24 protein-coding genes are annotated in these 25,349 nt (G+C 64.4%); 11 read left to right on the forward strand and 13 right to left on the reverse strand.

The annotated features are described in order from the left end of the window. Positions 1-12: 12 nt before the first annotated feature. The 7 genes from ATE62_RS00590 (at position 13) to ATE62_RS00620 (ending at position 8,506) form a co-directional block, all read left to right on the forward strand. Positions 13-483, forward strand: a complete 471-nt coding sequence (locus ATE62_RS00590) for an SRPBCC family protein (protein ID WP_003046490.1) — start codon at positions 13-15, stop codon at positions 481-483. A gap of 190 nt (positions 484-673) precedes the next feature. Continuing rightward, on the forward strand, positions 674-3,214 hold the full coding sequence (locus tag ATE62_RS00595; RefSeq protein WP_003046486.1) for a heavy metal translocating P-type ATPase: 2,541 nt from the start codon (positions 674-676) through the stop codon (positions 3,212-3,214). A 44-nt stretch (positions 3,215-3,258) separates the two neighbouring features. After that, positions 3,259-6,438, forward strand: a complete 3,180-nt coding sequence (locus ATE62_RS00600; RefSeq protein WP_003046483.1) for an efflux RND transporter permease subunit — start codon at positions 3,259-3,261, stop codon at positions 6,436-6,438. Between the two features lie 13 nt (positions 6,439-6,451). Continuing rightward, entirely contained in the window at positions 6,452-6,937 is a 486-nt protein-coding gene (locus ATE62_RS00605) for an SRPBCC family protein (protein WP_003046480.1), read from the forward strand. Next, a complete protein-coding gene (locus ATE62_RS00610; protein ID WP_003046478.1) occupies positions 6,934-7,368 on the forward strand; it encodes a disulfide bond formation protein B in 435 nt (144 codons plus the stop codon). Before ATE62_RS00605 ends, ATE62_RS00610 begins: the two co-directional genes overlap by 4 nt. Continuing rightward, the gene (locus ATE62_RS00615) at positions 7,365-8,009 is read left to right on the forward strand and encodes a DsbA family protein (RefSeq protein ID WP_003046475.1); all 645 of its coding nucleotides are present in this window, start codon (positions 7,365-7,367) and stop codon (positions 8,007-8,009) included. The genes ATE62_RS00610 and ATE62_RS00615 overlap by 4 nt, the downstream gene beginning before the upstream one ends. 191 nt (positions 8,010-8,200) lie before the next feature. Then, entirely contained in the window at positions 8,201-8,506 is a 306-nt protein-coding gene (locus tag ATE62_RS00620; protein ID WP_003046472.1) for a hypothetical protein, read from the forward strand. Positions 8,507-8,533: 27 nt separating this feature from the next. On the opposite strand, the gene ATE62_RS00625 is transcribed toward ATE62_RS00620, so the two are convergent. From ATE62_RS00625 to ATE62_RS00640, 4 genes are all read right to left on the reverse strand, one after another. Next, positions 8,534-9,193: a class I SAM-dependent methyltransferase gene (locus ATE62_RS00625; RefSeq protein ID WP_037553277.1), complete on the reverse strand. Its 660-nt coding sequence runs from the start codon at positions 9,191-9,193 to the stop codon at positions 8,534-8,536. A gap of 47 nt (positions 9,194-9,240) precedes the next feature. Next, positions 9,241-9,930 (reverse strand): helix-turn-helix transcriptional regulator, encoded by a 690-nt coding sequence (locus ATE62_RS00630; RefSeq protein ID WP_003046466.1) that lies wholly within the window; start codon positions 9,928-9,930, stop codon positions 9,241-9,243. Positions 9,931-10,056: 126 nt separating this feature from the next. After that, positions 10,057-12,003 (reverse strand): cytochrome c/FTR1 family iron permease, encoded by a 1,947-nt coding sequence (locus ATE62_RS00635; RefSeq protein WP_003046463.1) that lies wholly within the window; start codon positions 12,001-12,003, stop codon positions 10,057-10,059. 5 nt (positions 12,004-12,008) lie between these two features. Then, positions 12,009-12,650: a cation transporter gene (locus tag ATE62_RS00640; protein WP_037553278.1), complete on the reverse strand. Its 642-nt coding sequence runs from the start codon at positions 12,648-12,650 to the stop codon at positions 12,009-12,011. 70 nt (positions 12,651-12,720) lie between these two features. Between ATE62_RS00640 and ATE62_RS00645 the strand changes: the two genes are divergently transcribed. Continuing rightward, positions 12,721-13,134 carry a MerR family transcriptional regulator gene (locus tag ATE62_RS00645; protein ID WP_003046458.1) on the forward strand — a complete coding sequence of 138 codons (414 nt, stop codon included), beginning with the start codon at positions 12,721-12,723 and terminating at the stop codon, positions 13,132-13,134. Positions 13,135-13,169: 35 nt separating this feature from the next. Here ATE62_RS00645 and ATE62_RS24005 read toward each other — a convergent pair whose 3' ends face one another. Beyond that, positions 13,170-13,397, reverse strand: coding sequence for a GDCCVxC domain-containing (seleno)protein (locus ATE62_RS24005; protein WP_081611194.1), 228 nt, complete (start codon positions 13,395-13,397; stop codon positions 13,170-13,172). Continuing rightward, on the reverse strand, positions 13,390-13,647 hold the full coding sequence (locus tag ATE62_RS00650) for a hypothetical protein (protein ID WP_003046455.1): 258 nt from the start codon (positions 13,645-13,647) through the stop codon (positions 13,390-13,392). The genes ATE62_RS24005 and ATE62_RS00650 overlap by 8 nt, the downstream gene beginning before the upstream one ends. Before the next feature lie 174 nt (positions 13,648-13,821). Between ATE62_RS00650 and ATE62_RS00655 the strand changes: the two genes are divergently transcribed. Further along, entirely contained in the window at positions 13,822-14,223 is a 402-nt protein-coding gene (locus tag ATE62_RS00655) for a MerR family transcriptional regulator (protein WP_003046453.1), read from the forward strand. An 84-nt stretch (positions 14,224-14,307) separates the two neighbouring features. On the opposite strand, the gene ATE62_RS00660 is transcribed toward ATE62_RS00655, so the two are convergent. From ATE62_RS00660 to ATE62_RS00690, 7 genes are all read right to left on the reverse strand, one after another. Then, a complete protein-coding gene (locus tag ATE62_RS00660) occupies positions 14,308-14,676 on the reverse strand; it encodes a copper-binding protein (protein WP_003046451.1) in 369 nt (122 codons plus the stop codon). Continuing rightward, complete coding sequence (locus tag ATE62_RS00665) at positions 14,673-17,807, reverse strand: efflux RND transporter permease subunit (RefSeq protein WP_037553279.1); 3,135 nt, start codon at positions 17,805-17,807, stop codon at positions 14,673-14,675. Before ATE62_RS00665 ends, ATE62_RS00660 begins: the two co-directional genes overlap by 4 nt. Then, on the reverse strand, positions 17,804-19,030 hold the full coding sequence (locus ATE62_RS00670; RefSeq protein WP_003046445.1) for an efflux RND transporter periplasmic adaptor subunit: 1,227 nt from the start codon (positions 19,028-19,030) through the stop codon (positions 17,804-17,806). Before ATE62_RS00670 ends, ATE62_RS00665 begins: the two co-directional genes overlap by 4 nt. Continuing rightward, complete coding sequence (locus ATE62_RS00675; RefSeq protein ID WP_003046442.1) at positions 19,027-20,253, reverse strand: TolC family protein; 1,227 nt, start codon at positions 20,251-20,253, stop codon at positions 19,027-19,029. The genes ATE62_RS00670 and ATE62_RS00675 overlap by 4 nt, the downstream gene beginning before the upstream one ends. 66 nt (positions 20,254-20,319) lie before the next feature. Next, a complete protein-coding gene (locus ATE62_RS00680; protein WP_003046439.1) occupies positions 20,320-20,586 on the reverse strand; it encodes a hypothetical protein in 267 nt (88 codons plus the stop codon). 64 nt (positions 20,587-20,650) lie between these two features. Next, positions 20,651-21,013 (reverse strand): hypothetical protein, encoded by a 363-nt coding sequence (locus tag ATE62_RS00685; RefSeq protein ID WP_003046437.1) that lies wholly within the window; start codon positions 21,011-21,013, stop codon positions 20,651-20,653. A 102-nt stretch (positions 21,014-21,115) separates the two neighbouring features. Then, positions 21,116-21,937, reverse strand: coding sequence for a MauE/DoxX family redox-associated membrane protein (locus ATE62_RS00690; protein WP_003046430.1), 822 nt, complete (start codon positions 21,935-21,937; stop codon positions 21,116-21,118). A gap of 80 nt (positions 21,938-22,017) precedes the next feature. On the opposite strand from ATE62_RS00690, the gene ATE62_RS00695 reads away from it, so the two are divergent. Next, positions 22,018-22,416 carry a MerR family transcriptional regulator gene (locus tag ATE62_RS00695; RefSeq protein WP_003046425.1) on the forward strand — a complete coding sequence of 133 codons (399 nt, stop codon included), beginning with the start codon at positions 22,018-22,020 and terminating at the stop codon, positions 22,414-22,416. A 642-nt stretch (positions 22,417-23,058) separates the two neighbouring features. Beyond that, on the forward strand, positions 23,059-25,173 hold the full coding sequence (locus ATE62_RS00700; protein ID WP_052181951.1) for a TonB-dependent receptor: 2,115 nt from the start codon (positions 23,059-23,061) through the stop codon (positions 25,171-25,173). Positions 25,174-25,349: the final 176 nt, after the last annotated feature.

A 25,349-nucleotide genomic window follows, 5' to 3' on the forward strand; every position in this document is an offset into this window, starting at 1 on the left:
AGGAGGTCTCCGATGTTCTCGGTAGGCACCTCGCTCCGCTTGCCGGTCCCGATCGGGCGGGTCTGGCGACTGCTCGTCGATATCGAGCGGTACGACGACTGGCATCCGACGCTCCGTTTCACCGATCGTCCGGGAGATGATGAGCGCGTAGGCTATGTCTATTCTCCGCGCGGGAAGCGGGGTCCGGAATTTGCATCCGAGGGGCGGATAACCGGCCTCGACTGGCTGACGGGCTTCTCCTGGCGGACAGGCACGCGCGGGCTGCTCGTCATCGAGGAGAGCTACCGGCTCGAAAAGCTCGGCCAAGGGGTGGAGGTTACCCATCGCCTGGAATGCGCGGGTCTCTTCTCATGGCTCGGCTATCCCATTCTGCGGCGGGTTTGCAGCGTTTTTCTCAAGCGCTCGAACATGGCGCTCGAACAGCAACTCCGTCGCACGACAGTTCAGTCCCGCTACGCGCGGCCAAGCGGGCGCCGCGCATGATCTTGAATTCGAAACCTGGCCGTCGGAGGCCCCTCTCAATCGCCCCCCTCACCACGGGCAGGGATTTCCGGCTGTCAGGGAGGTGCGGGAGCCGGGTCGCATCCCGCAATGGCTCCCGCACCTCATCCTGCCGCGCGTTTAACATGCGCCCGGATCGCATTGCCGACCGCCAACAGAAAAGGATGGCATCATGAGTGACCAGTTGCGGCTCGATATTCCGCTTCTCCTCCCCGAAGTCGCCGATACCGCCGACCGCTGCGTCGCGCGCCTGACGAGCGAACTCGAAGGACGCGAAGGCGTCGACAAGGTCCATGTTGTCCGCTCAAGCGACGGTTCGCCGCCACAGCTCTGCATCCATTACCGTCCGGATATTCTCCCGCTCGAACGCGTGCGGCAGCTCGCGCGCAGCGCCGGTGCCGAGCTCACCGGCCAGTATCAGCATCTCTTCTGGGATGACCTCGAAGGCGTCGGCCACGCCCGTCGCGCGCGGACGATCGGACTGAAGCTTCGCGAAATGCCGGGCGTGATCGAGGCCGAAGTCGGCGCCGCCGGTACGCTGCGCGCCGAGTTCCAGCGCTCGGAGACCTCCATCGAAATGATCAGAAAGACACTCTCGGATATGGGCGTCACTCAGAAATCGACTGCCGTCGCCGCGGCTGCCCCGGCACAAGCCGCCCACCAACATGGCGATGATGGCCATGACCATGGTCCGGATCACGCGCATGGGCCAGATCACAAACATGGCCATACGGGCGAGGATAGCCACGACCATGGCCATGATCATGGCGGCATCTTCGGCGAGCGGACCGAGCTGATCTTCGCGCTGCTGTGCGGTCTCGTCCTCGGCATCGGCTTTGCGATCGAGAAGCTCGCCGCGGCGCCGGAGTGGGTGCCGCTCGCATTCTATATTGCCGCTTATGGCTTCGGTGGCTGGTTCACTGTCCGCGAGGCCATCGAGAATCTGAAGCTCAAGCGCTTCGAGATCGACACGCTGATGCTCGTCGCCGCGGCCGGCGCTGCCGCGCTTGGTGCGTGGGCCGAAGGCGCGCTGCTCCTCTTCCTCTTCAGCCTCGGCCATGCGCTCGAACATTATGCCATGGGCCGCGCCAAGCGCGCAATCGAGGCGCTTGCGGAGCTGGCGCCGCAGACCGCGACGGTGAAGGATGCCGACGGGACGGCTCGCGAAGTCCCGGTCGAGCAGCTGGCGATTGGCGACACCGTCATCGTCAAGCCCAACGAGCGTCTTGCCGCCGACGGCTTCGTCGTCGTTGGCCGCACGGCGATAGATCAGGCTCCGGTGACCGGCGAGAGCGTCCCCGTCGACAAGGAACCGGTGGCCGATCGTGCGCAGGCCGCGGCAAAGCCCGATGCACTCGACGCAAAATATCGCGTCTTCGCGGGCACCATCAACGGCTATGGCGCGATCGAGATCGCGGTAACCCGTCTTGCGGCCGATACCACGCTCGCTAAGGTCGTGAAGATGGTGAGCGAGGCGGAAACGCAGAAATCGCCGACCCAGCGCTTCACCGACAAGTTCGAGCGCATCTTCGTGCCGAGCGTGCTCGCGCTTGTGTTCGTCCTGCTCTTCGCCTGGGTCGTTGTCGACGAGCCGTTCCGCGACAGCTTCTATCGCGCCATGGCGGTCCTTGTCGCGGCAAGCCCGTGCGCGCTCGCGATCGCGACGCCGAGTGCCGTCCTGTCGGGCGTTGCGCGTGCGGCGCGCGGCGGCGTGCTGGTCAAAGGCGGTGGCCCGCTCGAAAATCTCGGCTCGCTGACCGCGCTGGCGTTCGACAAGACGGGAACGCTCACCGAAGGAAAGCCGCGCATCACCGACGTCCTGCCGGCCAGCGGCGTGCCGAAGGAGGAACTGCTGCGGATCGCGGTGGCGGTCGAGCGGCTGAGCGATCATCCGCTTGCCGCTGCCATCGCGCGCGATGGCGAGGCCATGCTGACGTCGACGCGCGTACCGGTGGCGGACGACCTTAACAGCCTGACGGGTCGCGGCGTCACGGCAAAGGTCGAGGGCGAAACCGTCCTGATCGGCAAGGCCGAAATGTTCGGTGCCGACGGCATCGCGCCGATCGGCGGCGAAGTGGCGGCTGCGATCGCCGGCCTCCGCGAGCAGGGCCGCACGACGATGGTCGTTCGTATGGGCGACCGCGATCTTGGCGCGATCGGTCTGATGGACACGCCGCGCGAAGCGGCGCGCACCGCGATCGCCAAACTGCGCGAGCTCGGCATCGGCCGGATGATCATGATTTCGGGCGATCACCAGAAGGTCGCGGAATCGATTGCCGCCGAGGTCGGGATCGACGAGGCCTGGGGCGACCTGATGCCCGATCAGAAGGTCGACGCCATTCGCGACCTCAAGGCGCAGCAGCCGGTCGCCATGGTCGGTGACGGCGTCAATGACGCACCGGCGATGGCGAGCGCCACCGTCGGGATCGCGATGGGCGCCGCGGGGTCCGATGTTGCCCTCGAAACCGCCGACGTCGCGCTGATGGCCGATGACCTCGCTCATCTGCCGTTCGCGATCGGACTTAGCCGCCAGACGCGCCGCATCATCCGCCAGAATCTGGTGGTCAGCCTCGGCGTCGTCGTGGTCCTCGTGCCGGCGACGATCTTCGGACTCGGAATCGGTGCGGCGGTCGCGGCGCACGAAGGCTCGACCCTCGTCGTCGTCGCCAACGCGCTTCGCCTGCTCGCCTATCGCGATCGCAGCATGGGCTGAGGGCGCACAGTCGCGGTGGGATCGAACCGGAAGGGGGAGAGAGGATGAACTTCAAGAATATCTCGGCCTGGTCCATCCGGAACCCGATCCCGCCGCTCGTCATGTTCTTCGGTCTGACGGTGGCGGGCATCGTCTCCTTCCTCATGATGGGGGTCCAGAGCGATCCCGACATCGATTTTCCGGGCGCCATCGTCATCATCGCCCAGCCGGGCGCCGCGCCCACCGAACTCGAAACGCAGGTCACGCAGCGTGTCGAGGCGGCGGTGCGGACGATCGAGGGGATCGACGAGCTCAATTCGACGGTTACCGAAGGCCAGTCGCAGACCTTCGTCCAGTTCGCGATCGGCACGCCGATCGACCGGGCGGTGACTGACATTCGCGACAAGATCACCCAGATCCGCAGCAACCTGCCGAACGGCATCCTCGAACCGCAGGTTATCCGCCTCTCTACCTCGGGCAACACGCTTGCCTATTGGTCGGCTTCGGCCACCGATATGACGCTCGAGGAATTGAGCTGGTATGTCGACAATGTCGTCGCGAAGCGGCTGATCGCGGTCCCCGGCATGGGCGACGCCTATCGCCGGGGCGGCGTCAGCCGCGAAATCCGCGTCATCCTCAACCCCGAACGCATGCGCGCCTACGGCCTTACCGCCGCCGCGGTGAACACCCAGCTCGTCCAGCTCAATGTCAATGCGGCCGGCGGCCGGATGGAGGTCGCGGGCTCCGAGCAGGCGGTGCGTATCCTCGGGAACGCGAGCAGCGCCAACGCGCTCGGCGAGACGCTAATCTCGGTCGGGACGAACCGGACCGTGCGCCTCGCCGATATCGCCGAGGTCAAGGATCTCTACGCCGAGCAGCGCTCGGTCTCGAAGCAGGACGGGCGGCAGGTGCTGACCTTCGGCTTCGAGCGCGCCAAGGGCGCCTCGGATGTGACCGTCTATGACGCTGCGGTCGAGGAGCTGCGAAAACTCGAGAAGGAAAACCCCAAGGTCAAATTCACCGAGCTGTTCAGCGATATCGAATATACCAAAGGCCAATATCATTCGGCGATCAATGCGATGGTCGAGGGCGCGATCCTCGCGGTCGTCGTCGTCTTCCTTTTCTTGCGCGACTGGCGGGCGACGTTGATCTCGGCGCTCGCCATCCCGCTGTCGGCGGTCCCGACCTTCCTGTTCATGGACCTCATGGGCTTCTCGCTCAACATGATGACCTTGCTCGCGCTCAGCCTCGTTGCCGGCGTGCTGGTCGACGATGCGATCGTCGAGATCGAGAATATCGTGCGCCACATGCGGATGGGCAAATCGGCCTATCAGGCCTCGATCGATGCGGCCGACGAGATCGGCCTCGCGGTGCTCGCGACAACCATGACGATCGTCGCGGTGTTCCTGCCGGTCGGGCTGATGCCGGGCGTCGCCGGGCAATATTTCAAGAATTTCGGACTGACGGTCGTGGCCGCGGTGCTGATGAGCCTCGCGGTCGCGCGCATGATCACACCCATGCTCGCCGCCTATTTTCTCTCTGCGCAGGGTCCGCAAAAGCATGGCGAGGGCCCGCTGATCGACACCTATATGCGCATCTTGCGCTGGAGCCTCGACACCAGCGGGGCCGCTGCCGCGCGTGCGCGCGGCGGGCGCTGGAAATGGCTCGGTTACATCAAGGACCATCGCGTCTGGGTGGTCGGCATCGGTGTGCTGGCGCTCTTTGCGACCATTTTCAGCTTCTCGCTGCTCCCGATGACCTTCCAGCCGTCGATCGATTCCGACACGAGCCGCGTGGCCATCCAGCTCGCCCCGGGCGCAACGCTCGAACAGACCGAGGCAGTGGCCGACGAGGTGACCGATCTCATGAAGCGCGACCCGCTCGTCGAATCCGCCCTGTCGCGGATCGATGTCGGCACGGCGACGGTCTATCTGAAATTGCGCAAGGACCGCGAGCTGACCTCGACCGAGTTCGAAAAGGACCGCGCGCCGCGGCTAGCGCAGGTTCCCGATGCCCGAATCAACTTCCAGTCGCAGCATGGCGGCGGCGGCGGCAGCAGCCGCGACATCTCGATCACGCTCGGCAGCGACGACCCGAAGAAGCTCGAAGATGTCGGCAACCGGCTGCTTGCCGAGATGGCCCGCGTGAAGGAAATCCGGTCGCCGCGTGTCGAGGGCAATCTTCAGCGCCCCGAGATCGTCATTCGCCCGCGCTTCGCGCTCGCGGCGCAGCTCGGCGTGACGACGCAGGCGCTCAGCCAGTCGATCCGCGTCGCGACATTGGGCGAGATCGACCAGAATAGCGCGAAATTCTCGCTGTCCGACCGGCAAATCCCCGTTCGCGTCGCGCTTGCGGAAACCGCGCGCGAGCGGCTCGATACGCTGCGCAATATGCCTGTTCCGACCCGGAACGGGGGAACGGTGCCGCTCTCGGTTGTGGCCGAGATCGGCTTCGGCGCCGGCCCGACCCAGATCAATCGGACCAACCAGGTGCGCCAGCTCACCATCGGGGCCGACCTGGCTCCGGGTCTCGTGACCGGTCAGGCGATGGACAAGGTCGAGGCGCTGCCGGCGCTCAAGGCGCTGCCCGCCGGGGTCACGCGGCTGGTACTCGGGAGCGCCAAGTGGCAGGCCGAGATGCTGCGCAACTTCGCGATCGCGGTCGTATCGGGGATTTTTCTCGTGCTCGCTGTGCTGATCCTACTCTATCGCAAGATCATCCCGCCCTTCGTCAACATGGGCTCGCTTCTGCTCGCCCCGCTCGGCGGGGCGGTCGCGTTGCTGCTGACGGGCTATCCGCTCTCGCTTCCCGTGTTCATCGGCGTGCTGATGCTGCTCGGTATCGTCGGCAAGAACAGCATCCTTCTCGTCGACTTCGCGATCGAGGAAATGGCGTCGGGGGTGCCGCGCGACGAGGCGATTGTCGACGCCGGACACAAGCGCGCGCAGCCGATCCTGATGACCACGGTCGCGATGGTCGCGGGCATGATCCCGACCGCGCTGTCGCTCACCGGCGACGGCGCATGGCGCGCGCCGATGGCGGTCACGGTGATCGGCGGGCTCATCCTGTCGACGATGCTGACACTGCTGATCGTGCCGGCGTCCTTCAGCCTCGCGGCGGGCTTCGAACGCCGGATGGTCCCGCGCTTGCGCCGCTGGTTCACGACGGGCGGCGCGCACGCCGACCCATCGCCTGCGGGCGTCACCGACATCGGCGCGGGGCAAAGCCCGGCGGCCGATCGATAGAGGAGTTAAGCTGATGGAGTTCGAGCGGGAGCATGACCTCCCCTATAGTCCGGAGCAGATATGGGCGGTCCTCGGCGATTTCGAGAACCACCGGATCTGGAATCCCTATGTCCGGATCGAGCAGCTTGCCGAGGACCCGATCGCGATCCGCTATTCGATGCGCATGGATCCGCACAAGCCCAAGTTTCTCGAAGTCTCCGCGGCGGTGCTCTCCGCGCGCCCGGGCGAGGAGCTGATACTCGACGTCAAGCCGAGCTTCATCCTCCAGTTCGAGGAGAGTTATATCCTGACGCCGACGGCGAGCGGGACGAAGTTCGTTCACCGCTATCGTTGCCGCGGGCCCTTTGCCTGGCTCCGGCTTCCCGGCATCAAGACCAGCTTCCAGCGAATGATCGCGTCGATCGACGGCATCCTGCTCAGCTACCTCAAGTCCAAATACAGCAAGCCGCCACCGCCGCCGCGACGGCCCAAGTCCAAGTTCAAAGGTGGCCGGCGATGACGAGCTTTCCGCTGCTCGCGCCGCACAAATGGCGTCCGCTCGGCGCGGCCTGGGCAATCGCCCTCCTGTCGAGCCTGGCCGTCCTCTTCGTCGGCGAGGTCATGGGCCAGGCGCCGTGCGACCTCTGCTGGTTCCAGCGTAGCTTCATGTTCCCGCTTGCGATCATTCTCGGCATCGCGGCGTTCAGGTCGGACCGCGCCATCGTTCCTTATGGGCTGGCGCTGGCTGCGGGCGGTGGTCTCGTCGCTTTCTATCATAGCCTGCTCTACGTCGGCGTCATTCCGGCCCCGATCGTCCCCTGCACCGGCGGTCCATCATGCTCGGGAGAGAGCATGGCAATCGGAGGCGTGCCGCTGCCCCTCCCGTCGCTGACCGCGTTCGCGCTCATCCTCACCCTCTTGCTCAACTTCCAAAGGAGACTGAAATCATGAACAAACGCATCGGAGTGGTGGCCACGCTTGTCGTTTCCGCACTCGCTTTCACCGGCGGCGCGATGCTCTACAGCGGAACCGCCGAGGGCGAACCCACGAAGAAGGTCGTGGCGGGGCCCGTCGACAGCCTCATTCGCCCGCATTCGCCGATCATCGGACCGAAAAATGCCCCGGTCACCATCGTCGAATTTTTCGACCCGTCGTGCGAGGCCTGCCGCGCCTTCTATCCCACGGTGAAGGGCATCGTTGCCAAATATCCCAAGGATGTGCGTCTCGTTATGCGCTACCTGCCGCTGCACCCCGGCTCGGCCGAGGCGATCGTGATCCTCGAAGCCGCCCGCGTCCAGGGCAAGCTCGAGCCGGTGACGGCCGCCCTGCTCGAAGCGCAGCCCGAATGGCACGACGGCAAGATGGACGGTGCCTGGGCGGCCGCCGAGAAGGCCGGCCTCAATGTCGCGAAGGCGCGCGCGATGCCGACAACCGATGCGATGGCCTGGATGGAGCAGGACATCGCCGACGCGCGTGCGGTCGGCGTCCGGGGCACGCCGACCTTCTTCGTCAATGGCGAGATGCTCGTCCAGCCGAGCCCCGAACAGGTCGAGGCCCGAGTCCAGGCCGCGGTAGCGGCAAAGGGCAAATGAGGGCCCGCACCCGTCCCGCTTCGTCCACGCGGGACGGGTGCCCACCATGCGGCGCGATACTGTCTCTCCCGCCATCGGCCTGTCGCATGGAGACGCCGGGTCACCGTCCGATCGGCAGCATCGGAGCCAATATTCACAGCGCATTCAAACATGAAGGGGGATTTTGAACGCCACGAAAAGGAGAGACTGACATGCGAAAACTGATGACGATCGCGGCCGCGATGCTCGCCTTCGCGCTCCCCGGAACAGCGCTTGCCCAGCACCATGGCGATCGCGGGGGATATAGCCGCGGACATGACGCGCCACGTGGTCATGACCGCGACTATCGTTCCTCACGCCACGGCGTGCCCAATTATGGCTATGATCGTGGCTATCGTGGCTACGATCCCTACTACCGCGGCCATGATCGCCGCTATGAACGGCGGGACCGCTACGAGCGGCGCTATCAGAAGCGCCGGATGCACCACCATCACCGCGGGCGTCACTGGCGCGGCTAGCCGCGACCGCGCGGGCCGGGCGAGAAACTACCGCTTCGCCCCATAGATTGAAATCGAGCCGGTCGGCGTCGGGATGACTCTCATCTCTTCGACCGCCTCGAAACCCGCGGCTTTAAGGATCACCGGGACGCAGCCCTTAGCGTTGGGTTCGGTATATTCGAACCCGTCGAGCAGCTGGATCTGTCGAAAAAGCATGCGCATCAGCAGCGAGCGCTGCTCGCCATAGTCGGCTATGAAAAGGGTCCCGCCCGGCCTCAGGAGCCTGAACATCTGCGCGGCAATCGCTTCCTTAACGGCCATCGGGCACTGGTGAAGGACCAGGCTCGATACGATCTTGTCGCATTGCCGGAGTGCGTCGATGCCGTCCAGCTCGTCGCCCATAGCCTCGAACCATCGAATCTCGGCATCGGCAACCTCAGCCTTGGCGCGCGCGATTTCCAGCACGGCGGGGTCGGGATCGACCGCCAGAACGATGCTCTCCGGCGCCGCCTGCTTGAGGGCGATCGCAAAGGTTCCCGTGCCGCACCCGATATCGACGATCCGCTCGCCCGGCCGCGGTTCGGCGAAGCGCAGCAAGTCGCTTCGCCATCTTTTCTCTCTGGTCATGAGGGCTATGGCGGCATCGTAGCGGTCGAGCGATCCGCTCTTGCCGAGTGCCGGGACGAAGTCTCTGTGTGCGTCTGACATGATGCGCCTCTACCAGGCGCGATCACGCACCGGCTTGAACGGAGAGGCTATGATTCGATGAAAAGGTCGCTTGCCCGGATACCGAACATCGCCTTGATCGTGCGGGCGAAATGCGCGCTGTCGCTGAACCCTGCCATGTGTGCGGCCTCGGTCGCGCTGCGGCGCATTCCCAATTCGTCGAAGGCGATAATCAACCTTCGCCAGAGCACAAAGCGCTGGAAGGGCATGCCGATCTCGGCGGCAAAGAGATGCCGGAAGCGGCCGAGCGAAAGGCGGCTCTCCTCCGCCACAGCCGCGAGACGGACAGAGCCCATGGGGATCAGGCGGTCAATCGAGGCGGCGGCGCGGGTGATGCGCGGATCGAGCGGGGGTCGGGCGCCTCGCGTGAGCCAGTTTTTCCAGAAGGACCGCTGTCCCGGCAGCGCGACATGAATCGGATCGGAGCAGATCAGCCGGTCTTTCAGATCTACCGGCGGACCGAAGACCACTGTCGGCTCGACGAACCATAATTCAGCCGTGGGCGCGGGGAGCAGCCGGTGCACGGTATCGGGTTCGATGAGCAAGCAACGCCCCGACAGGCGCGCGCCATCAGCATCGACCACGGTAAGCGGCTCGGCACAAAACACTGCCTGCGCCGCAAAATGGCGGTGCGCGGCGGCATCGCCAACCGAACCCGACCAGAGAGCATGATAGTCGCCGAGGCTAAGTCGGCCGTTCCAGTTGGACGTTTCGGGCATCGGGTCGCAATAGCAGGCCTAACTCGTGTGCGTAACGGGCGCCGGGTAAGCACTCTGGCTCGGAGGCTCTTTTCGGAAGCCGTCTTACGGCCAAGGAGGAGTGCGCCGACCCCGTGATGATTCCCCTCATCGACCGGGCGCTGTCTCGATGCGGCGATGTTGCCGACTGTTGTAACGATAGCCGATCCAGAGGATTGCAAGCGCGAGAAGCTGGAGCAACAACGGTTCGAGCGAAGGAAATATCCCCATCGCCGGGAAGCGGGGAAAATGAGCTAGCGGGGTGATGCCGAGGAGGCCGGCTTCCTGTAGCGCGCCCGCGCCCTTGCCGGCCAGGACAACCGCGAGGATAGCGATGAGCGAAGAGCTGTAAGCGAAAAATCTTCCGATCGGCAGGACCCGGCTGTAACGAAGCATGACCCATGCGATTGCTGCCAGGATCACCACTGCGGTTCCGGCTCCGGCGGCGATCGCGCTGCGGCTTCCTTGCGCGGCGAGAGCTGCGAAAAACAGGATGGTCTCAAAGACTTCCCGATAGACCACGAGGAAAGCGAGCCCGAACAGGAACCAGGCCGAGCGACGTGAAAGCGCTTTGCCCATCGCTTCGCGAATATAGCGCTGCCAGCTCTCCGCATGTGACTTTCCGTGCATCCAGATGCCGACCCAGACGAGAACGACTGCGGCGAAAAGCGAGCCAAATCCCTCTGTCAACTCGCGGTTCGCTCCGCTGATCGAGATTGCATAGGTCGCGACTGCCCAGGTTGCGCCGCCGGCTGCCAGGGCTGCGATCCAGCCGCCATGGACATAGGGTAGGACCTCAGGCCGTTCGGCCTTTCGTAAGAAAGCGATCATCGCCACGATGATCAGAAGCGCTTCGAGACCCTCGCGCAGCAAGATGGTAAGCGCCCCGACAAAGGTCGATGCGTCGCTGGCTGCATCGGGAGACAGTGCAGCTTCGGCATCGGCGAAAAGGGTTTCGACTGCGGCGGCTTTACCCGCGACCGCATCGACCGGCACACCTCGCGCGATGGACACGCGATAATCGGACATCGCGGATTCGATTTGCGCCATAAGGGCGGAATCGCGCGTCGTCAGGATCGGCTCAATCGGTTCGAAACCGTCGAGATAGGCGGACAGCGCGAGACGCTCTGCCTCGCTCCGATTTCCCTTGCGGTACGCGGCAAGGCTTTGCGCCAATTTGTCACGGGCAACCGCAAGCGTCGCGGGCGAAGCGGTTGTCAATGCTTGGGGATCTGAGCGCAAATAGGCGGTAAGCGCGTCGGCCTGCTCCGATCCCAGCCCACGACCAAGCACTTCCGGGCTGAGACTCGTGAAGGCTTGCAGGTCGGGGACCAGTTCGCGCGCCGCAGGGGTCTGGTTCCAGACACGCCGGCCGGCTGCGACGTCGCGAAAGGCAAATCCACCGGCATAGGCTGCTACCGCCCAGCGGTCGTCGGAGGGCAAATGGGCAAAACTGGGCATGGACGTGCCTTCGAGCCCCTGTCCTATCACCTGATAGAGCGCGAACAGACTGCGCTTGCGAGCGCGTCCGGCGTCGGTGAAATCGATAGGTGCCGGGTCGAGCCCCTTGGCCTGAGGTCCATTGCCATCGCCGCGCGCGCCGTGACAGCTGGCGCAATTTTCCAGATAGACTTGGGCTCCGCGCCGGGGATCTGGAGCGTTGCGCGGCGCGAGGGGCACAGGGTAGGCGGCGAGGAGGTCCGCCGCGAGTCCGCGCGCCTGGCCAGCCACCTTGCCGGGGTCCGCCTTCGATGCGATCGCCGTCTGGAGTTGTCCCGCTTCACTGACAAGGCGAGCCCGCGCCGGGGATACCGGAAGCGCTTCGATCCCCTTGCGAACGGTGGCGGAAAACTCGGTCATCTCGGCATATTCGACCGTGCTCGTCACCGCGCCATTCGAGACCGCTCCACCATAGTCGACCGCAACATAGTCCAGCAGGCGCCAGATGGTCTGGACTTCGCCGGCATCAGTGCGGGCCTGTGCCGTCGGCACGACGAGGCCGCAGATTGCAGCGAGCGCGATCAGCAGAGAGAGAAAGCGGCGGGCGGGGGGCATTGGCCCTATTGTCCGGGCACAGTCGACAGTTCGCGCAATTCGGTCCGCGCGCTGCGTAGAATCTCATAGGCCGAATGCAGGAAAAGCGTGGCAATGATGGCGGCGACTGCAAGGTCGGGCCAGGCTTGCCCGGTCCATGCGACGAGGCCGGCGGCGATGATCACCGCCACATTGGCGATCGCGTCGTTGCGGCTGAACAGCCACACCGCCCGGACATTGGCGTCGCCTTCGCGGAACCGCGAGAGGACCGCGGCCGAGGTGAGGTTGACGAGGAGGGCGGCGGCGCCGATGCCGCCCATCAGCTCGGCTTCGGGCGGAACCGCGGTCAGGGCACGCCACAGCGCGACGCCGATGACCCCTATGCCAAGCGACAGCAGGAACAGGCCTTGGGCTAAGGCGATACGCGTGCGGGCGAGCGCAGTCCAGCCTATCGCGACGAGGCCGGCCAACGTGATCGTGCCGTCGCCGATAAAGTCGAGCGAGTCGGCTTTCAGCGCCTGGCTGTTGGCGATGAACCCGCCGACGATCTCGATCGCGCCGAAGCCGAGATTGAGAATTACGACGATCCACAAGGCCCTTCGATAGGCGGGATCGCGTTCGGCCCTGACGGTGTCGCCCGTGCAGCCGCAATTGCTGTCGTTGCTCATTCCCCTGTTCTACATTCTACAGTAACTGTAGAAGCAAGCTGAAATCGAAACGAGACTGAGAGGAAGGGAGATGGCGCGCGACACGCGGCTGCCGATCGGCGGCCTGGCGAAACGCACCGGCACCAAGGTAAACACGATCCGCTTCTATGAGGATATCGGATTGCTGCCTTGCGCAGCGCGCACAGCCTCTGGCCGGCGCACCTACGGGGATGAGGATGTCGGGCGCCTCGCATTCATCCGCAATGCCCGCGGCCTCGGCTTTTCGATCGATGAAATCCGGTCGTTGACGGCGCTGGCCTTGGGGCCGGGGCAGGACTGCGCCGAAATCCGCGCAGTTGCGGCGCGTCACCTGCTCGATGTCGATGAAAAGCTGGAACGGATGGCGCGGCTCCGTGCTGAACTTGCCCGTATCGTCCAGCTCTGCGATGGCGGGCCGGTGTCGGATTGCCGGGTCATCGAGGCCATCGCCGCCGGAAATGCCTAGCCGCCGCGCTATCGGGACTGTCGGCGGCTTGCGGCTCAGCCGCAGCAACTGCCCTTGCCGCCGTCAACCTGTATTGGCGGGCAGGGTACCGTGCCATAGGAACAGAAGACACAGCAGTCTCCTGGCAGCGGCTTGAGCAGCGCGCCGCATCCCTTGCAGTCGTAGAAATACTGACACGCATCGGTGGGCATGATTTCGTCGGCGATTTGACCGCAGAGCGGACACGTCAGCGTCGATTGCAGGACCGGCGAGGGATCAAGCATAGCGATAGCCGAGCCAGAGGAGGACGGCGGCGAGGAGCAGTCCGATCAGGGTCACAAAGCGCAGCGACGCGGGCACGCACAGGCCATCGGCGCCGCAGCGCGCCGCGCGCATCTGCTGGCGCGCCAGCAGGACGCCACCGGCGACGAGCGAAATTGCGCCGAATGCGACGAACCAGAGCCGGTAGGGCGCGGCCGGGACCGCTATGCCGACGAGCCAGGCGGACCCGAGCCCCGCCGAGGCCAGCAGCATGGGGAGGGCGCAGCAGGTGGCTGCGAGAAAGCCCGATGCGATCCCGCCAAGCGCCAGCGAAATGGCCCCAAATCCTTTTGGACGCCTTGCATCTCCAGCCAAATTCAAACTCCTTGTTTCGCGGTAGCGGCAAGTCTACCATCTGTAGTGACTACAGATGCAAGCGGAATCGCAATGGCCCCCTCAAGCACCATCCCCATCGGCGAGCTTTCTCGGCTTACCGGCTGCAATATCGAGACGATCCGCTATTATGAGCGCATCGGCATTCTGCCCGCGCCGGTCCGGTACGGGCGATTTCGCCGTTATGATTCAGCTGGTGTGCGGCGCCTTGCATTTGTGCGCCGCGCGCGCGAACTGGGGTTTCCCCTCGATACGGTCCGGACTTTGCTCCTTCTTGCCGAAGGCGGCGGCCATAGCTGCGATCAGGCGCGCCATATGGCCGAGAGCCAGCTTGCCGACGTCCTCGCCAAGCGCGCCGACCTCGACCGGATGGCCGCTGTCTTGGGCGATCTTGTCGAGGCGTGCGGCGCCGGCGATGCCGGGGGCTGCCCGCTTCTGGAGGCGCTGTCCGACTAGGTTCGAGTACAGCCGTCTTCCGCCAGCGCCCCAAAGCAGCCATTGCGCGCGGCAACTAGGGCCACCGCGCGCAATGGCGGCGCGTTACGGCGCCTTGTCGAGCTTGGTGATCGTCCCGGCCTTGCCGTCCCAATTGAGCTCGAACGCGACCTTGTCGCCGACCTTGATGTCCTTCAGCAGCTCGGGTTTCGCCGCAAAACCCATCGTCATCGGCGGCCATTCGAGTTCGGCGATCGCGCCATGATCGAGCGTGACCTGGCCTTTTGCCGTATCGATCGCGGTCACGGTCGCCGTGCCCTTGCCATGCTTCGTTTCGGCCGGGGCCGCCATGGTCCCTGTGTCATCGGCCATCGCGGCCTTTTCTTCCGTCTTCGGTGCTTCGCCTTGCTTGCCGCAGGCGACAAGTCCAGCGCCGAGCGCAAGGCTGAGCGTAATCGCAGTGAGTTTATTCATGTCGTTTCTCCTTCGGGTTGGACGGGATGAGCCGCACGCCTTCGCATCAGCAGATAGGCGGCGGGAATGATAAGCATCGACAGCAGCGGCGCGGTGAGCATGCCGCCGATCATCGGCGCGGCGATGCGGCTCATCACTTCGGAGCCGGTGCCGGTCCCGACGAGGATCGGGAACAGGCCCGCGAGGATAACCGCAACGGTCATCGCCTTCGGGCGGACGCGGAGCAGCGCGCCTTCGCGAACCGCGGCCAATATGTGGCCGTCGCTGCGATCGGCGAGCGCATGCTTGAGATAGATGAGCATGACGACCCCGAACTCGGCGGCAACGCCCGCAAGCGCGATGAACCCGACCGCGCTCGCGACCGACTGGTTATAGCCAAGCAGATAGAGGAGCCAGAGCCCGCCGGTGAGCGCAAAGGGCAGGGTCGCCATGATGAGCAGCGCCTCGTCCCAGCGGCGGAAGGTCAGGTAGAGCAGCAGGAAGATGATCGCGAGCGTGACCGGCACGACGACCTTCATCCGCTCGGTCGCACGAACGAGGAACTCGAACTGCCCGGTGTAGGAAACGCTGACGCCGGGCGGCAGATCGACATCGCGCGCGATCGCCCGCTGGATGTCCTGCACGAGGCCCTGCAAATCGCGGCCGCGGCTGTCGACGTAGATCCAGGTCACCGGGCGGCCATTCTCGCTGCGCAGCATCGGCGGCCCGTCGCTGACCTTGACTCTGGCCACCGTGCCGAGCGTGATCTGCTGGCGCGACGGCGTCAGGACCGGAAGGCTCGCGAGCTCGCCGATACTGTCGCGCAGCTCGCGCGGGTAGCGGACGCTGATCGGATAGCGGGCGAGCCCCTCGACCGTCTGGCCGATCGTCTCGCCGCCGATCGCGCCCGAGACGATCGCTTGCACGTCGGCGACATTGAGGCCGTAGCGTGCTGCGGCGGCGCGATCGATGTCGACATCGATATAGCGCCCACCAGTCAGCCGCTCGGCCAGCGCCGACGCTACGCCGGGTACGGTCTTGACGACCGCTTCGATGCGCTTGGCGGTGCGATCGATCCCGGCAAGATCCGAGCCCGCGACCTTGATGCCGACCGGGCTCTTGATCCCGGTCGCAAGCATGTCGATGCGATTGCGGATCGGGGGAATCCAGAAATTGGCGAGCCCCGGAACCCGGACCCGCGCGTCGAGCTCCTCGATCAATTTCTCCTCGGTCATGCCGGGGCGCCAACGGTCCTTCGGCTTGAAGCGGATCGTCGTCTCGAACATCTCGAGCGGCGCGGGGTCGGTCGCGCTGTCGGCCCGCCCCGCCTTGCCGAACACGCTCTCGACCTCGGGCACGGTCTTGATCAGTCGGTCCGTCTGCTGGAGCAGGCTCGATGCCCTTGCGGCCGAGATGCCGGGTAGCGCCGAGGGCATGTAAAGGAGGTCGCCTTCGTGCATCTGCGGCATGAACTCGCCGCCGATCTGGGTCATCGGCCACAGGCTGGTGGCGAAGACGAGGCCGGCGATCACGAGCGCTTTTTTCGGCCGTTCGAGCACCCAGTCGAGTGCCGGGCGATAGATGCGGGTCAGCCAGCGGTTGACCGGATTACTCTGTTCGGCGGGTATCTTACCGCGGATCAGCCAGCCCATCAGCACCGGGATGAGCGTGATCGAGAGGATCGCGGCGGCCGCCATCGCATAGGTTTTGGTGAAGGCGAGCGGCGAGAAGAGCCGTCCCTCCTGGCCTTCGAGCGTGAAGATGGGGAGGAAGGAGAAGGTGATGATGAGGAGGCTGAGGAAGAGGGCGGGCCCAACCTCGGCGGCGGCGTCGGTGATGACGCGCCAGCGTTCGGCGCCTTTCAGTTCCTCGCCCGGATGATCGCGCTCCCAATGTTCGAGATGCTTATGGGCATTTTCGATCATCACCACCGCAGCGTCGACCATCGCACCGACCGCGATGGCGATGCCGCCGAGCGACAATATATTGGCGTTGAGTCCCTGCAGCCGCATCACGATGAAGGCGATGAGGATGCCGAGCGGCAGCGTCAGGATCGCGACCAGTGCCGAGCGCGCGTGCCAGAGGAAGAGCGCGCAGACGAGCCCGACGATGATGAACTCTTCGACGAGCTTCGAGGTAAGATTGTCGACCGCGCGGTCGATCAACCCCGAGCGGTCATAAGTGGTGATGATCTCGACCCCGGGCGGCAGGCTGCGCTTGAGCTCGGCGAGCTTGGTGCGCACGCCGTCGATGACTTCGCGGGCATTCTTGCCCTCGCGCATGACGATCACGCCGCCCGCGACTTCGCCCTCGCCGTTGAGTTCGGCGATGCCCCGCCTTGTGTCGGGACCGATCTGCACCGTCGCGACATCGCCGACCGTTACCGGGAGTCCGCCCGCGGCGGTGCGGATCGGGACGGCGCGGAAGTCGTCGAGCGACTCCAGATAGCCGCTCGCGCGGACGATATATTCAGCCTCAGCGAGTTCTAGGGAGCCGCCGCCGCTTTCCTGGTTGGCGCGCTTGAGGGCGTCGGCGACGTCGGTTGCAGTCACCCCGAACGCGGCGAGCTTCTGCGGATCGACGATGATCTGATACTGGCGCACCATGCCGCCGATGCTCGCGACCTCGGCGACGCCGGGAACCGATTTAAGCTCGAAGCGGAGGAACCAGTCCTGAAGACTGCGGAGTTCGGCAAGATCGTGGCGGCCGCTTTTGTCGACGAGCGCATATTCATAGATCCAGCCAACCCCGGTCGCGTCGGGACCGATGCTCGCGCGCGCGCCCTCGGGGAGACGGCTTTGCACCTGGCTCAGATATTCGAGCACGCGGCTGCGCGCCCAATAGGGATCGGTGCCGTCGTCGAACAGGACATAGACGAAGCTGTCGCCGACGAAGCTGTAGCCGCGCACCACGCGCGCGCCCGGCACCGAGAGCATCGTCGTCGTGATCGGATAGGTGACCTGGTCCTCGACGATCCGCGGTGCCTGTCCCGCATAGCTGGTGCGGACGATGACCTGGACGTCCGACAGGTCGGGCAGGGCGTCGACCGGAGTCGTGCGCACCGCGGCGATCCCGAGCAAGGTCAGGATCAGCGCCGAAGCGACGACAAGCCCGCGCGCCGCGACCGAGGCGCGAATAATGCGTGCGATCATTGCGCTGGCTCCAGCGGACGAACCGTGAGACCGGTCAGGCTCGCCTCGGAATCGAGCAGGAACTGGCCCGACGCGACGACCTTCTCGCCGGGGGCGAGCCCTCGCAATATCTCGGTCTTGCCGCCGCCTTCGCGTCCGGCGACCACTTCGGCGGGATGGTAGCGTCCGTCGCCCTTCTCGAGCATCACGATGCTGCGCGTGCCGGTGCGGATCACCGCTTCGCTTGGCACCAGCAGCGTTGGCTTGGCGTCCCCGCCGAGCGCGACGACGGCGAACATGCCGGGGCGTAGGCGACCGCCGCGGTTGGCGAGCTCGATGCGCACTGTCAGCGTCCGGCTGTCCGCCGCTGCGGTCGGCAGGATCGCGACGACCCGCCCGGTAAAAGCCTCGCCGGGAAAGGCGGTGAGGTTCGCGGTGGCAGGTTGGCCGATCTTCACCAGTCCGGCCTGCGCTTCGGGGAGCGCGGCATTGAGCCACACCGTTCCAAGTCCCGAGATTTCGGCAAGTGTCTGCCCCGAGGCGAGAGTCACGCCTGCACGGGCATTGAGCGTCTGGACCACGCCGCCGATCGGCGCGCGCACCGTCAGTCTGCCGCCGGTCCGTCCGCTCCGGTCGACCTCGGCGATCACGCCTTCGGGCATGCCCATCAGCCGCAGCCGCTGCCGCGCGGCCGCCGTGAGTTCAGGTTTGCCGAGCTTCTTGACGCTCAGATATTCGGTCTGGGCGCTGCCCCATTCAGGCAATTGCAATTCGGCGATCGGCGCACCGGCGCCGATGACATCGCCAGGCGCGAGGCGATAGACGCGTTCGACGAAGCCGCCCGAGCGCGCCTGGACGATCGCGACATCGCGCTGGTTGAAATCGATACTGCCGTTGACGTCGAAGGTTGCGGCAAGGCTCCCCATTTCGGCCGCGACCACTCTTATGCCGAGGCTCTGACGCGCCGACGGGTCAATCGACACGCCGGGCGCCGCGCCGCCACCCTCGTCGGCATATTTGGGCTCGAGCTGCATGTCCATGAAGGGCGACTTGCCGGGCTTGTCGAACTTCTGGTTCGGGAACATCGGATCATAATAGTAGAGGATCTTGCGCCCGCCGCTTGCCGTCTCGGTTGGTGCATCGCTCTTGCCGCTCTGTCCCAACCAATAACCGCCGCCGCCCGCGATCAGCACCGTGGCCAGGATTGCGACGCGCCAGCGCGCCGCTGATGTTGCATCGGTCATCGACCTGCCTCCCCATAAATATAATTGATCCGGATCGCGTCGCGCGCGACCTCGGCTTCGCGCGCCAGCGCATCGACTTCGGCCTCGGCAAGCGCGAGAGTCGACAGGAGCGCGGTCCCGAGGTCGAGCTTTCCGGCGGCGTAGCTTGCAAGATCGAGCTCGGCGCGCTTCTTCGCGAGCGGCACGAGCCGCGTACGTGCATTGGCGAGCTGCTCATGATGCATGCGGTGATCGGCGAGATCGGCGTCGAGCGCTGCCGCGATGTCGCGCTTGGCAGCCTCGCGGTCGAGCCGGGCGCGCATCGCCTCGCTGGCGCGCGCGGCGATCTTGGGGTCCTGCCGCTTTTTCGAGAAGAAGGGCAGGTCGACGGTGACCCCGACCGTGACGAGATCACCGTAATTGGGCTCGCGGCGCCCATAGGCCGCGTTGACGCTCCAGTCGGGTCGCTTGTCGGCGCGTGCGAGACCGGTCTCGGCGTCGGCGGCGAGGGCGCGGGCATCGAGTGCTCTGAGCTTTGGCAGGGCGTCGATGCCGGCGCGCAATCCTTGTTCGTCGATCGACTGCGGCGGCAAGTCGCCGAGCGTGTCGGCGGCGGGGTCGCCGGTGAAGCGGGCGAGCTGCGCGCGGGCGCGGGCGATCTCGGCGGCGAGCGCGCTGCGGCGATCGTTGATCGCGGCGCGAAGCTGATCGGGTTCGAGCGCCTGCGCCGGGCGCGCCGCACCGCTGGCAAGCCGCGCCGTCACGGTCGATTGAAGGTCCTCGAGGCCGCTATCGAGCAGGTCGAGTTCCTTCAGCTCCTTCTTGGCATAATAGAGATCGACCCAGGCGAGCGCGGTCGCGAGCCTGATGTCCTGCGCGGTGACCGCTTCGTCGGCGCGGGCGATTCCAATGTCGGCCTGCGCGCGGGTCGCGCGCGCGCGGCGTTTGGCGGGGTTCGGAAAATCCTGGCTGACGCCGATGACCTGCATCGTGAAATCGTCGCGATTGAACCGGCCCGCGTCGGGTCCGGTCACCGGGAAATCCTGGAGGACGATATTGAGTTTCGGGTCGGGCAGCCGGTCGGCGGCGATCGCCGCCGATTGGGCGGCGTCGACGCCCGCTTCGCGGCTTTGCAGTTCGGGTGCCTCCGATGCTGCTCGGCTGAGCGCCGAATCGAGCGTCATCGGCTCGGCGTGAAGAGCCGAGGGCAGCGCAAGCAAGGCTGCCGTAAAATATGGGCGCATGATGTCCCCCTGCTGTGGACTGGGCGAAAGCCTCCCCGGCGTCTGTACGCCGGGGAAGAAAGACCGTTACCCTTGCGGGGGCATCCTTTGGTCGCCGGACATATTCTTCATGCAGTCCGCCGGACTCACCTTCATCATGTCGCAGTCGCAATGCGCCATCTGTCCCGGCTTGTCCTTGACCCAGACGCGGACTCGCGAGGTGGTATTGGACTTGTTCGGCCCTGGCACCTGGCGGGTCTGCCATTCATGATGGCCGCCGGACGGTTCTTGGGCGAGGACGGGAGCGGCAAGCGTTGCTGCCGCGAGCGCGGCAACGGCAAAAAACGGTTTCATGTTGAATTCCTTGATTGAAAAGCGTGAAACCGCGCGCCGGGACGAGCCGGTGCGCGTCGGCAATTCAGGCAAGAAATAGGGGCGGGTCGGGTTCGGGGCCGAATGTTCTTCCGGCGAGGCGCCGGACAGGAAGCGGATCGAAAGAGCCGGCGACAAATGTCTTTTCGGCAAGGGGGGTAGCCGGAGAGACGACGGCGGGCGGTAGCGCGCAGCCCATCTTGGCGATGCAGTCGAGCGTGAGGCCCTTGCACGGAGCGCTCTTCTGGGATTTTTTAATCCCCATCATCTCCGCGCATTCGTCGCTCATCGCCGCCGCGAACGCCGTCTCGGCCGACGGGAGCGCGGGCGCCGAGGCGAATGCGGTCTCCTGCGCCAGAAGGCCGAGTAAGGCTCCGACAAGAAGTAGAAAGGTGAGCCAGCGTTTCACGGTCGAAGCATGATCCTTGTCAAACTTGGCGTCAATCTAAACCGGGGTGGAGATCCCGCTCACTTGTTCGCCGACTGTCCCGTCGTGGTTACGCCGGACCCGTTAAGAATGGCCCATTGTCATGGCGGCGGGCGCGACCAGCATCCACAGCGCCATGGCGATCATCATCAGATTTTCGGTCAGTGAGATGAAACCCAGCGGCACATTGCTGTCGCCGCCGACGCAGGCGCATTTGAGTTCGCGCTTGTCGATATACACCGCCTTGAACACCGACACGGCGCCGATGATCCCGATGAACAGCGCCACCGGAATCGATATCCAGTTCAGCGCGCCAGAAATCATCAGGATGCCGGCAAGACCCTCCGCAAAGGGATAGATGGTAGCATAGGGTACCCAGCGTTTGGCGAGCAAGTCATAGTTCAGGAACATGCTCGAGAAGCTCTCGATGTCGCGGAGCTTGAGGAAGGCAAGCAACGCCATGCTGAACCCGATAAACCATTCGGCGGCACGGATTGTGAAGGGCGTGCCCGACACCGCTTGGCTGGCGGCCAGCGCCATCAGCGCGGTGATAGAGAAGAGCGCGATGACGGGCTTATAGGTAAGCGCCTTAGGATCGCGGACTTTCAGACCGAGATGGCGCCTCAGATCGTCAAGACCGCCGATCCGCTCGCCTTCGATGAAGGTCTGCGGCGTCGTCGCGACGCCATGTTTCGCCTTGAATGCGTCGGTTTCCTCGCGGGTCGTCAGCCAGACATCCTCGACGTCATAGCCGCGGCTGCGCAACAGATGCAGCGCCTTCAGGCCATAGGGGCAGATATGCTGCTCCATCACCATGCGATAGATGGTCGCCCGCGGCTTGCCCGAAACCGCCGCACCAGTGTGCGCTGGCGCGCTTTCGTTCGCGCGCTGAACCTGCATATTCATCGATTCGCCTTTCTTGATTCCCGATCGCTTCCCGCTATATAGGCTCCGTACCATAGTACGGAGTCAAGGCCTTGCGTGACATGACCATCGGCCAGCTTGCCCGGCAGGGCGGCGTCAATGTCGAGACGATCCGCTATTACCAACGCCGCGGCCTGTTGCCCGTTCCGCCTCAGTCGGCCAGCGCCCCGTCGGAAGGCCGAGTCCGGCGTTACGACGAGGCGGTTCTGCGCCGTCTGCGCTTCATCAAATCGGCACAAGCAGCGGGATTTACGCTCACCGAGATCGCCGAACTGCTCGAACTCGACGCGTCGAGCGATCGCGCGCGAGCGCGCGAACTGGCCGATGCGCGCATCGCGGCGATCGAAAAGACGATCGCCGAACTCGATGCGGCGCGGCGCGCGCTCATGGGCCTGTCGCGCCAATGCGCTGCCGCCGACACGCTCCACTGCCCGATCATAGCGGCGTTCGAGCAGGTCTAGCCCGACTGGCCTTGGCGGCGGATGGTGCTGACGGCCGGTCTCACCTCCCAACTGGTGTCAATCGGTCGCAAATGGTTCCAGCATCCCGGCTACAAGCGATGGGATGGTAATTCCGGCTGCGACATCGAGCAGAAGGCTAGCGCGGATCGCAGCCGCAGGTCTCGCCGCTGCCGCGTCCGGAGTTGCGACGGCCGTCCGAAGTGCCTGGGTCAGGCGCCATCGAATCTCCGCGGCTAGGACCGGCATCAGAGCGAACAAATAGGCTTCCACGGGGAAGACCTGACCATAGGGTCAAGCGAGCGATTGCGTCACGTGCACGGCGCCGACCAAGGCTCCGACGAGGGGCAGAAGCGAAAAGCGCCGCTTCTGGATGAAGGTAGGAGCCTTTGGGCGTTCCGGATCAACTTCATCCTGGCGATCTGAACAAATCGGGGAGCCCAATTCCAATGGTTTTACGTCGCCCGAACCATTTTTGAGGGATGAGTCGTTCTGGTGCGTAATCAATGTCAGTAGGGGATGTTGGGTGCTTGAACTCGGAAGCCGTAAGCAGCGGTTTCCGGGCATGCATGTTTTTGTCCTCGACTTCCCCGAAACTCATTTGGGCTGCGCGAAAGGGCAGTTCTTCGAAACAGGGGAAGCATAATGAACAAATTATACTGTTATTCGTCGACGAAGCGCGCAATGCAGCGAAGCTCGATGGCGGCGATTGCGGTGGCGGTCGCGTTTCCCGCGCAGGCTCAGGAAGCCCAGTCGGACGGCCTCGCCGAGATCATCGTAACGGCGGAGAAGCGCGAGGAAAATCTGCAGTCCGTTCCCGTCTCGGTGACAGCGATGACCGGCGAGGCGCTTACGGCAACGGGCATATCAAACGTCGAAGACCTCCAATTTTTTGTGCCGGGCGTGTCGATCACCAACGATTCCATGGCGATCATCAATATTCGTGGAATTGGCACCTCGGCGTTCGGCGTTGCGACCGACCCCAGCACGACAGTCCATTATGACGGCGTCTACATCTCGCGCCCGACCACAAGCTATCAGGATTTGTTCGACGTCGAACGCATCGAGGTGCTGCGCGGACCGCAAGGCGTTCTCTTCGGTCGCAACTCCGCCGGCGGCACACTCAACATCATTTCCAAAATGCCTACGGAGGATTTGACTGGCGCGCTGGGGCTCACCGTCGGAAATTACGAGAAGCGCTCGCTGAGCGGCACGATTTCTGGACCGCTTGGAGCGGGCGTCCGAGGCCGCCTCACCTTGCTTGCCAACCAGCGCGACGGCATCTACCGCGACGTCGTCTCGGGACGGCGATACCAAAACGAAGATAATCTCGCTGGACGACTGACGCTTGCGATTGACGCGAGCGACCGTCTTGAGATCGTGTTGCGGGCGGATGCCAGCCGTGATCGCGAGACCGGCGCGCGGTCTGTTCGGCCCTTTTATCCGCAAGGCTTCGTCGATGCGGGGGCGACGATCCCGGCCAATGACAAAGAGGCCGCACTCGACCGCCTGCCGCGTTACGATGTCGATGCCTGGGGCGTGTCCTCGACCATGAACTGGGACGGCGGCCCGGTCACGCTCCGCTCGATTACGGCGCTGCGCAAGAGCAAGGTCGTCCAGGCGCTCGACGTTGACTCGACTGACCTCTTCCTCCGCGATATCGAATTTTACGAACGTTCCCGCAGTTTCACGCAAGAGTTCCAACTTCTCAACAACGATGCGGACAAGCTGCGCTGGATCGTCGGAGCATTCTATCTGAATGAAAAGGGCAACGACGAAATACGGATCATCGAACCGGGTCGTCGGCTCGCGATCCCGGAAAACAATACGACGAATGCATTCGCGCTCTTCGGACAAGCAAGCTACGAACTCATCGACCGCCTGCGATTGACCGGAGGGCTTCGATACTCATACGAAAAAAAGGATTTCGGATATCGTGTCCTGCTGAACGGAAATCAGGTCGATGCCGGTCAGCCCAAATCATCCTGGACCGCCTGGACTCCGAAAATTGGGATCGATTACGACCTTGCCGATGACGTCATGGCTTATGCGTCGGCAACCCGCGGGTTCAAATCGGGTGGATTCCAGCTGGGAGACGGGCGGCCTTTCCTCCCGGAGTATGTCTGGAGCTACGAAGTCGGCCTGAAGTCGACGCTCCTCGATCGCCGGCTTCGAGCTAATTTTTCCGCCTTCTATTATGATTACACCAATCTTCAGGTGGTCGAGTATAATAATGGCGTTGCCAGTACCACCAACGCCGGCAAGGCGACGATCAAGGGCGTTGAAGCGGAACTGATGGCACGGCCGTTCGATCGCCTGACGCTTACATCCACGATCGCTTATCTCGATGCGCGCTACGATGTCTATTTTGACGACGTCGGCGCAAGCCTCAAGGGCAAGCGGCTGCCGAACGCGCCGAAGTGGAACATCACTTTCGGCGGAGAATATAAGGCCTCCCTGGGCGGCGGAATGCTGACATTACGGACCGATATCTCCTGGCGCGACAGCGTCTTTTTCAAGCCCAGCAACAATCCGCTTTTTTCCGGAAACGCCACGACCCTTATAAATGGGCGTGTCACATGGCAGCCGGCGAGCGAAGCGTGGGAAATTGCGCTTTATGGCCGAAATCTCACCAACGAGCGCTATGTGAGCTATAGTACGATCGGGACGGACGCGACGGGTGTCTCGAACCCTACTCTTCCGCTCTACATCTACGGCGAGCCGCGCCAGTATGGACTGCAGCTGCGCTACTTTTTCTGAGGTTCCTCGTCCTGCGAGGTCCCCCGGCGACTCCCCTACGGTCGTCGGTCCCCCTGGGCGCTTGCGCCCGGGGGGAATACTTCCTCTGAACGCAGGACATGATATGTCCCTGTTCTCACCGGCGCCGTTACTTGAACGGCCCTGCTGATGGCACGATGAGCCGGGCAGTAAGATGG

The organism is Sphingopyxis sp. HIX, assembly GCF_001468285.1.
Lineage (GTDB): Bacteria > Pseudomonadota > Alphaproteobacteria > Sphingomonadales > Sphingomonadaceae > Sphingopyxis.

Excerpts from the sequence above, each read along its gene's own strand:
- ATE62_RS00590 (WP_003046490.1), top strand. The coding sequence starts at position 13 with ATGTTCTCGGTAGGCACCTCGCTCCGCTTGCCGGTCCCGATCGGGCGG.
- ATE62_RS00595 (WP_003046486.1), top strand. The coding sequence starts at position 674 with ATGAGTGACCAGTTGCGGCTCGATATTCCGCTTCTCCTCCCCGAAGTC.
- ATE62_RS00600 (WP_003046483.1), top strand. The coding sequence starts at position 3,259 with ATGAACTTCAAGAATATCTCGGCCTGGTCCATCCGGAACCCGATCCCG.
- ATE62_RS00605 (WP_003046480.1), top strand. The coding sequence starts at position 6,452 with ATGGAGTTCGAGCGGGAGCATGACCTCCCCTATAGTCCGGAGCAGATA.
- ATE62_RS00610 (WP_003046478.1), top strand. The coding sequence starts at position 6,934 with ATGACGAGCTTTCCGCTGCTCGCGCCGCACAAATGGCGTCCGCTCGGC.
- ATE62_RS00615 (WP_003046475.1), top strand. The coding sequence starts at position 7,365 with ATGAACAAACGCATCGGAGTGGTGGCCACGCTTGTCGTTTCCGCACTC.
- ATE62_RS00620 (WP_003046472.1), top strand. The coding sequence starts at position 8,201 with ATGCGAAAACTGATGACGATCGCGGCCGCGATGCTCGCCTTCGCGCTC.
- ATE62_RS00625 (WP_037553277.1), bottom strand. The coding sequence starts at position 9,193 with ATGTCAGACGCACACAGAGACTTCGTCCCGGCACTCGGCAAGAGCGGA.
- ATE62_RS00630 (WP_003046466.1), bottom strand. The coding sequence starts at position 9,930 with ATGCCCGAAACGTCCAACTGGAACGGCCGACTTAGCCTCGGCGACTAT.
- ATE62_RS00635 (WP_003046463.1), bottom strand. The coding sequence starts at position 12,003 with ATGCCCCCCGCCCGCCGCTTTCTCTCTCTGCTGATCGCGCTCGCTGCA.
- ATE62_RS00640 (WP_037553278.1), bottom strand. The coding sequence starts at position 12,650 with ATGAGCAACGACAGCAATTGCGGCTGCACGGGCGACACCGTCAGGGCC.
- ATE62_RS00645 (WP_003046458.1), top strand. The coding sequence starts at position 12,721 with ATGGCGCGCGACACGCGGCTGCCGATCGGCGGCCTGGCGAAACGCACC.
- ATE62_RS24005 (WP_081611194.1), bottom strand. The coding sequence starts at position 13,397 with ATGCTTGATCCCTCGCCGGTCCTGCAATCGACGCTGACGTGTCCGCTC.
- ATE62_RS00650 (WP_003046455.1), bottom strand. The coding sequence starts at position 13,647 with ATGCTGCTGGCCTCGGCGGGGCTCGGGTCCGCCTGGCTCGTCGGCATA.
- ATE62_RS00655 (WP_003046453.1), top strand. The coding sequence starts at position 13,822 with ATGGCCCCCTCAAGCACCATCCCCATCGGCGAGCTTTCTCGGCTTACC.
- ATE62_RS00660 (WP_003046451.1), bottom strand. The coding sequence starts at position 14,676 with ATGAATAAACTCACTGCGATTACGCTCAGCCTTGCGCTCGGCGCTGGA.
- ATE62_RS00665 (WP_037553279.1), bottom strand. The coding sequence starts at position 17,807 with ATGATCGCACGCATTATTCGCGCCTCGGTCGCGGCGCGCGGGCTTGTC.
- ATE62_RS00670 (WP_003046445.1), bottom strand. The coding sequence starts at position 19,030 with ATGACCGATGCAACATCAGCGGCGCGCTGGCGCGTCGCAATCCTGGCC.
- ATE62_RS00675 (WP_003046442.1), bottom strand. The coding sequence starts at position 20,253 with ATGCGCCCATATTTTACGGCAGCCTTGCTTGCGCTGCCCTCGGCTCTT.
- ATE62_RS00680 (WP_003046439.1), bottom strand. The coding sequence starts at position 20,586 with ATGAAACCGTTTTTTGCCGTTGCCGCGCTCGCGGCAGCAACGCTTGCC.
- ATE62_RS00690 (WP_003046430.1), bottom strand. The coding sequence starts at position 21,937 with ATGAATATGCAGGTTCAGCGCGCGAACGAAAGCGCGCCAGCGCACACT.
- ATE62_RS00695 (WP_003046425.1), top strand. The coding sequence starts at position 22,018 with ATGACCATCGGCCAGCTTGCCCGGCAGGGCGGCGTCAATGTCGAGACG.
- ATE62_RS00700 (WP_052181951.1), top strand. The coding sequence starts at position 23,059 with ATGAACAAATTATACTGTTATTCGTCGACGAAGCGCGCAATGCAGCGA.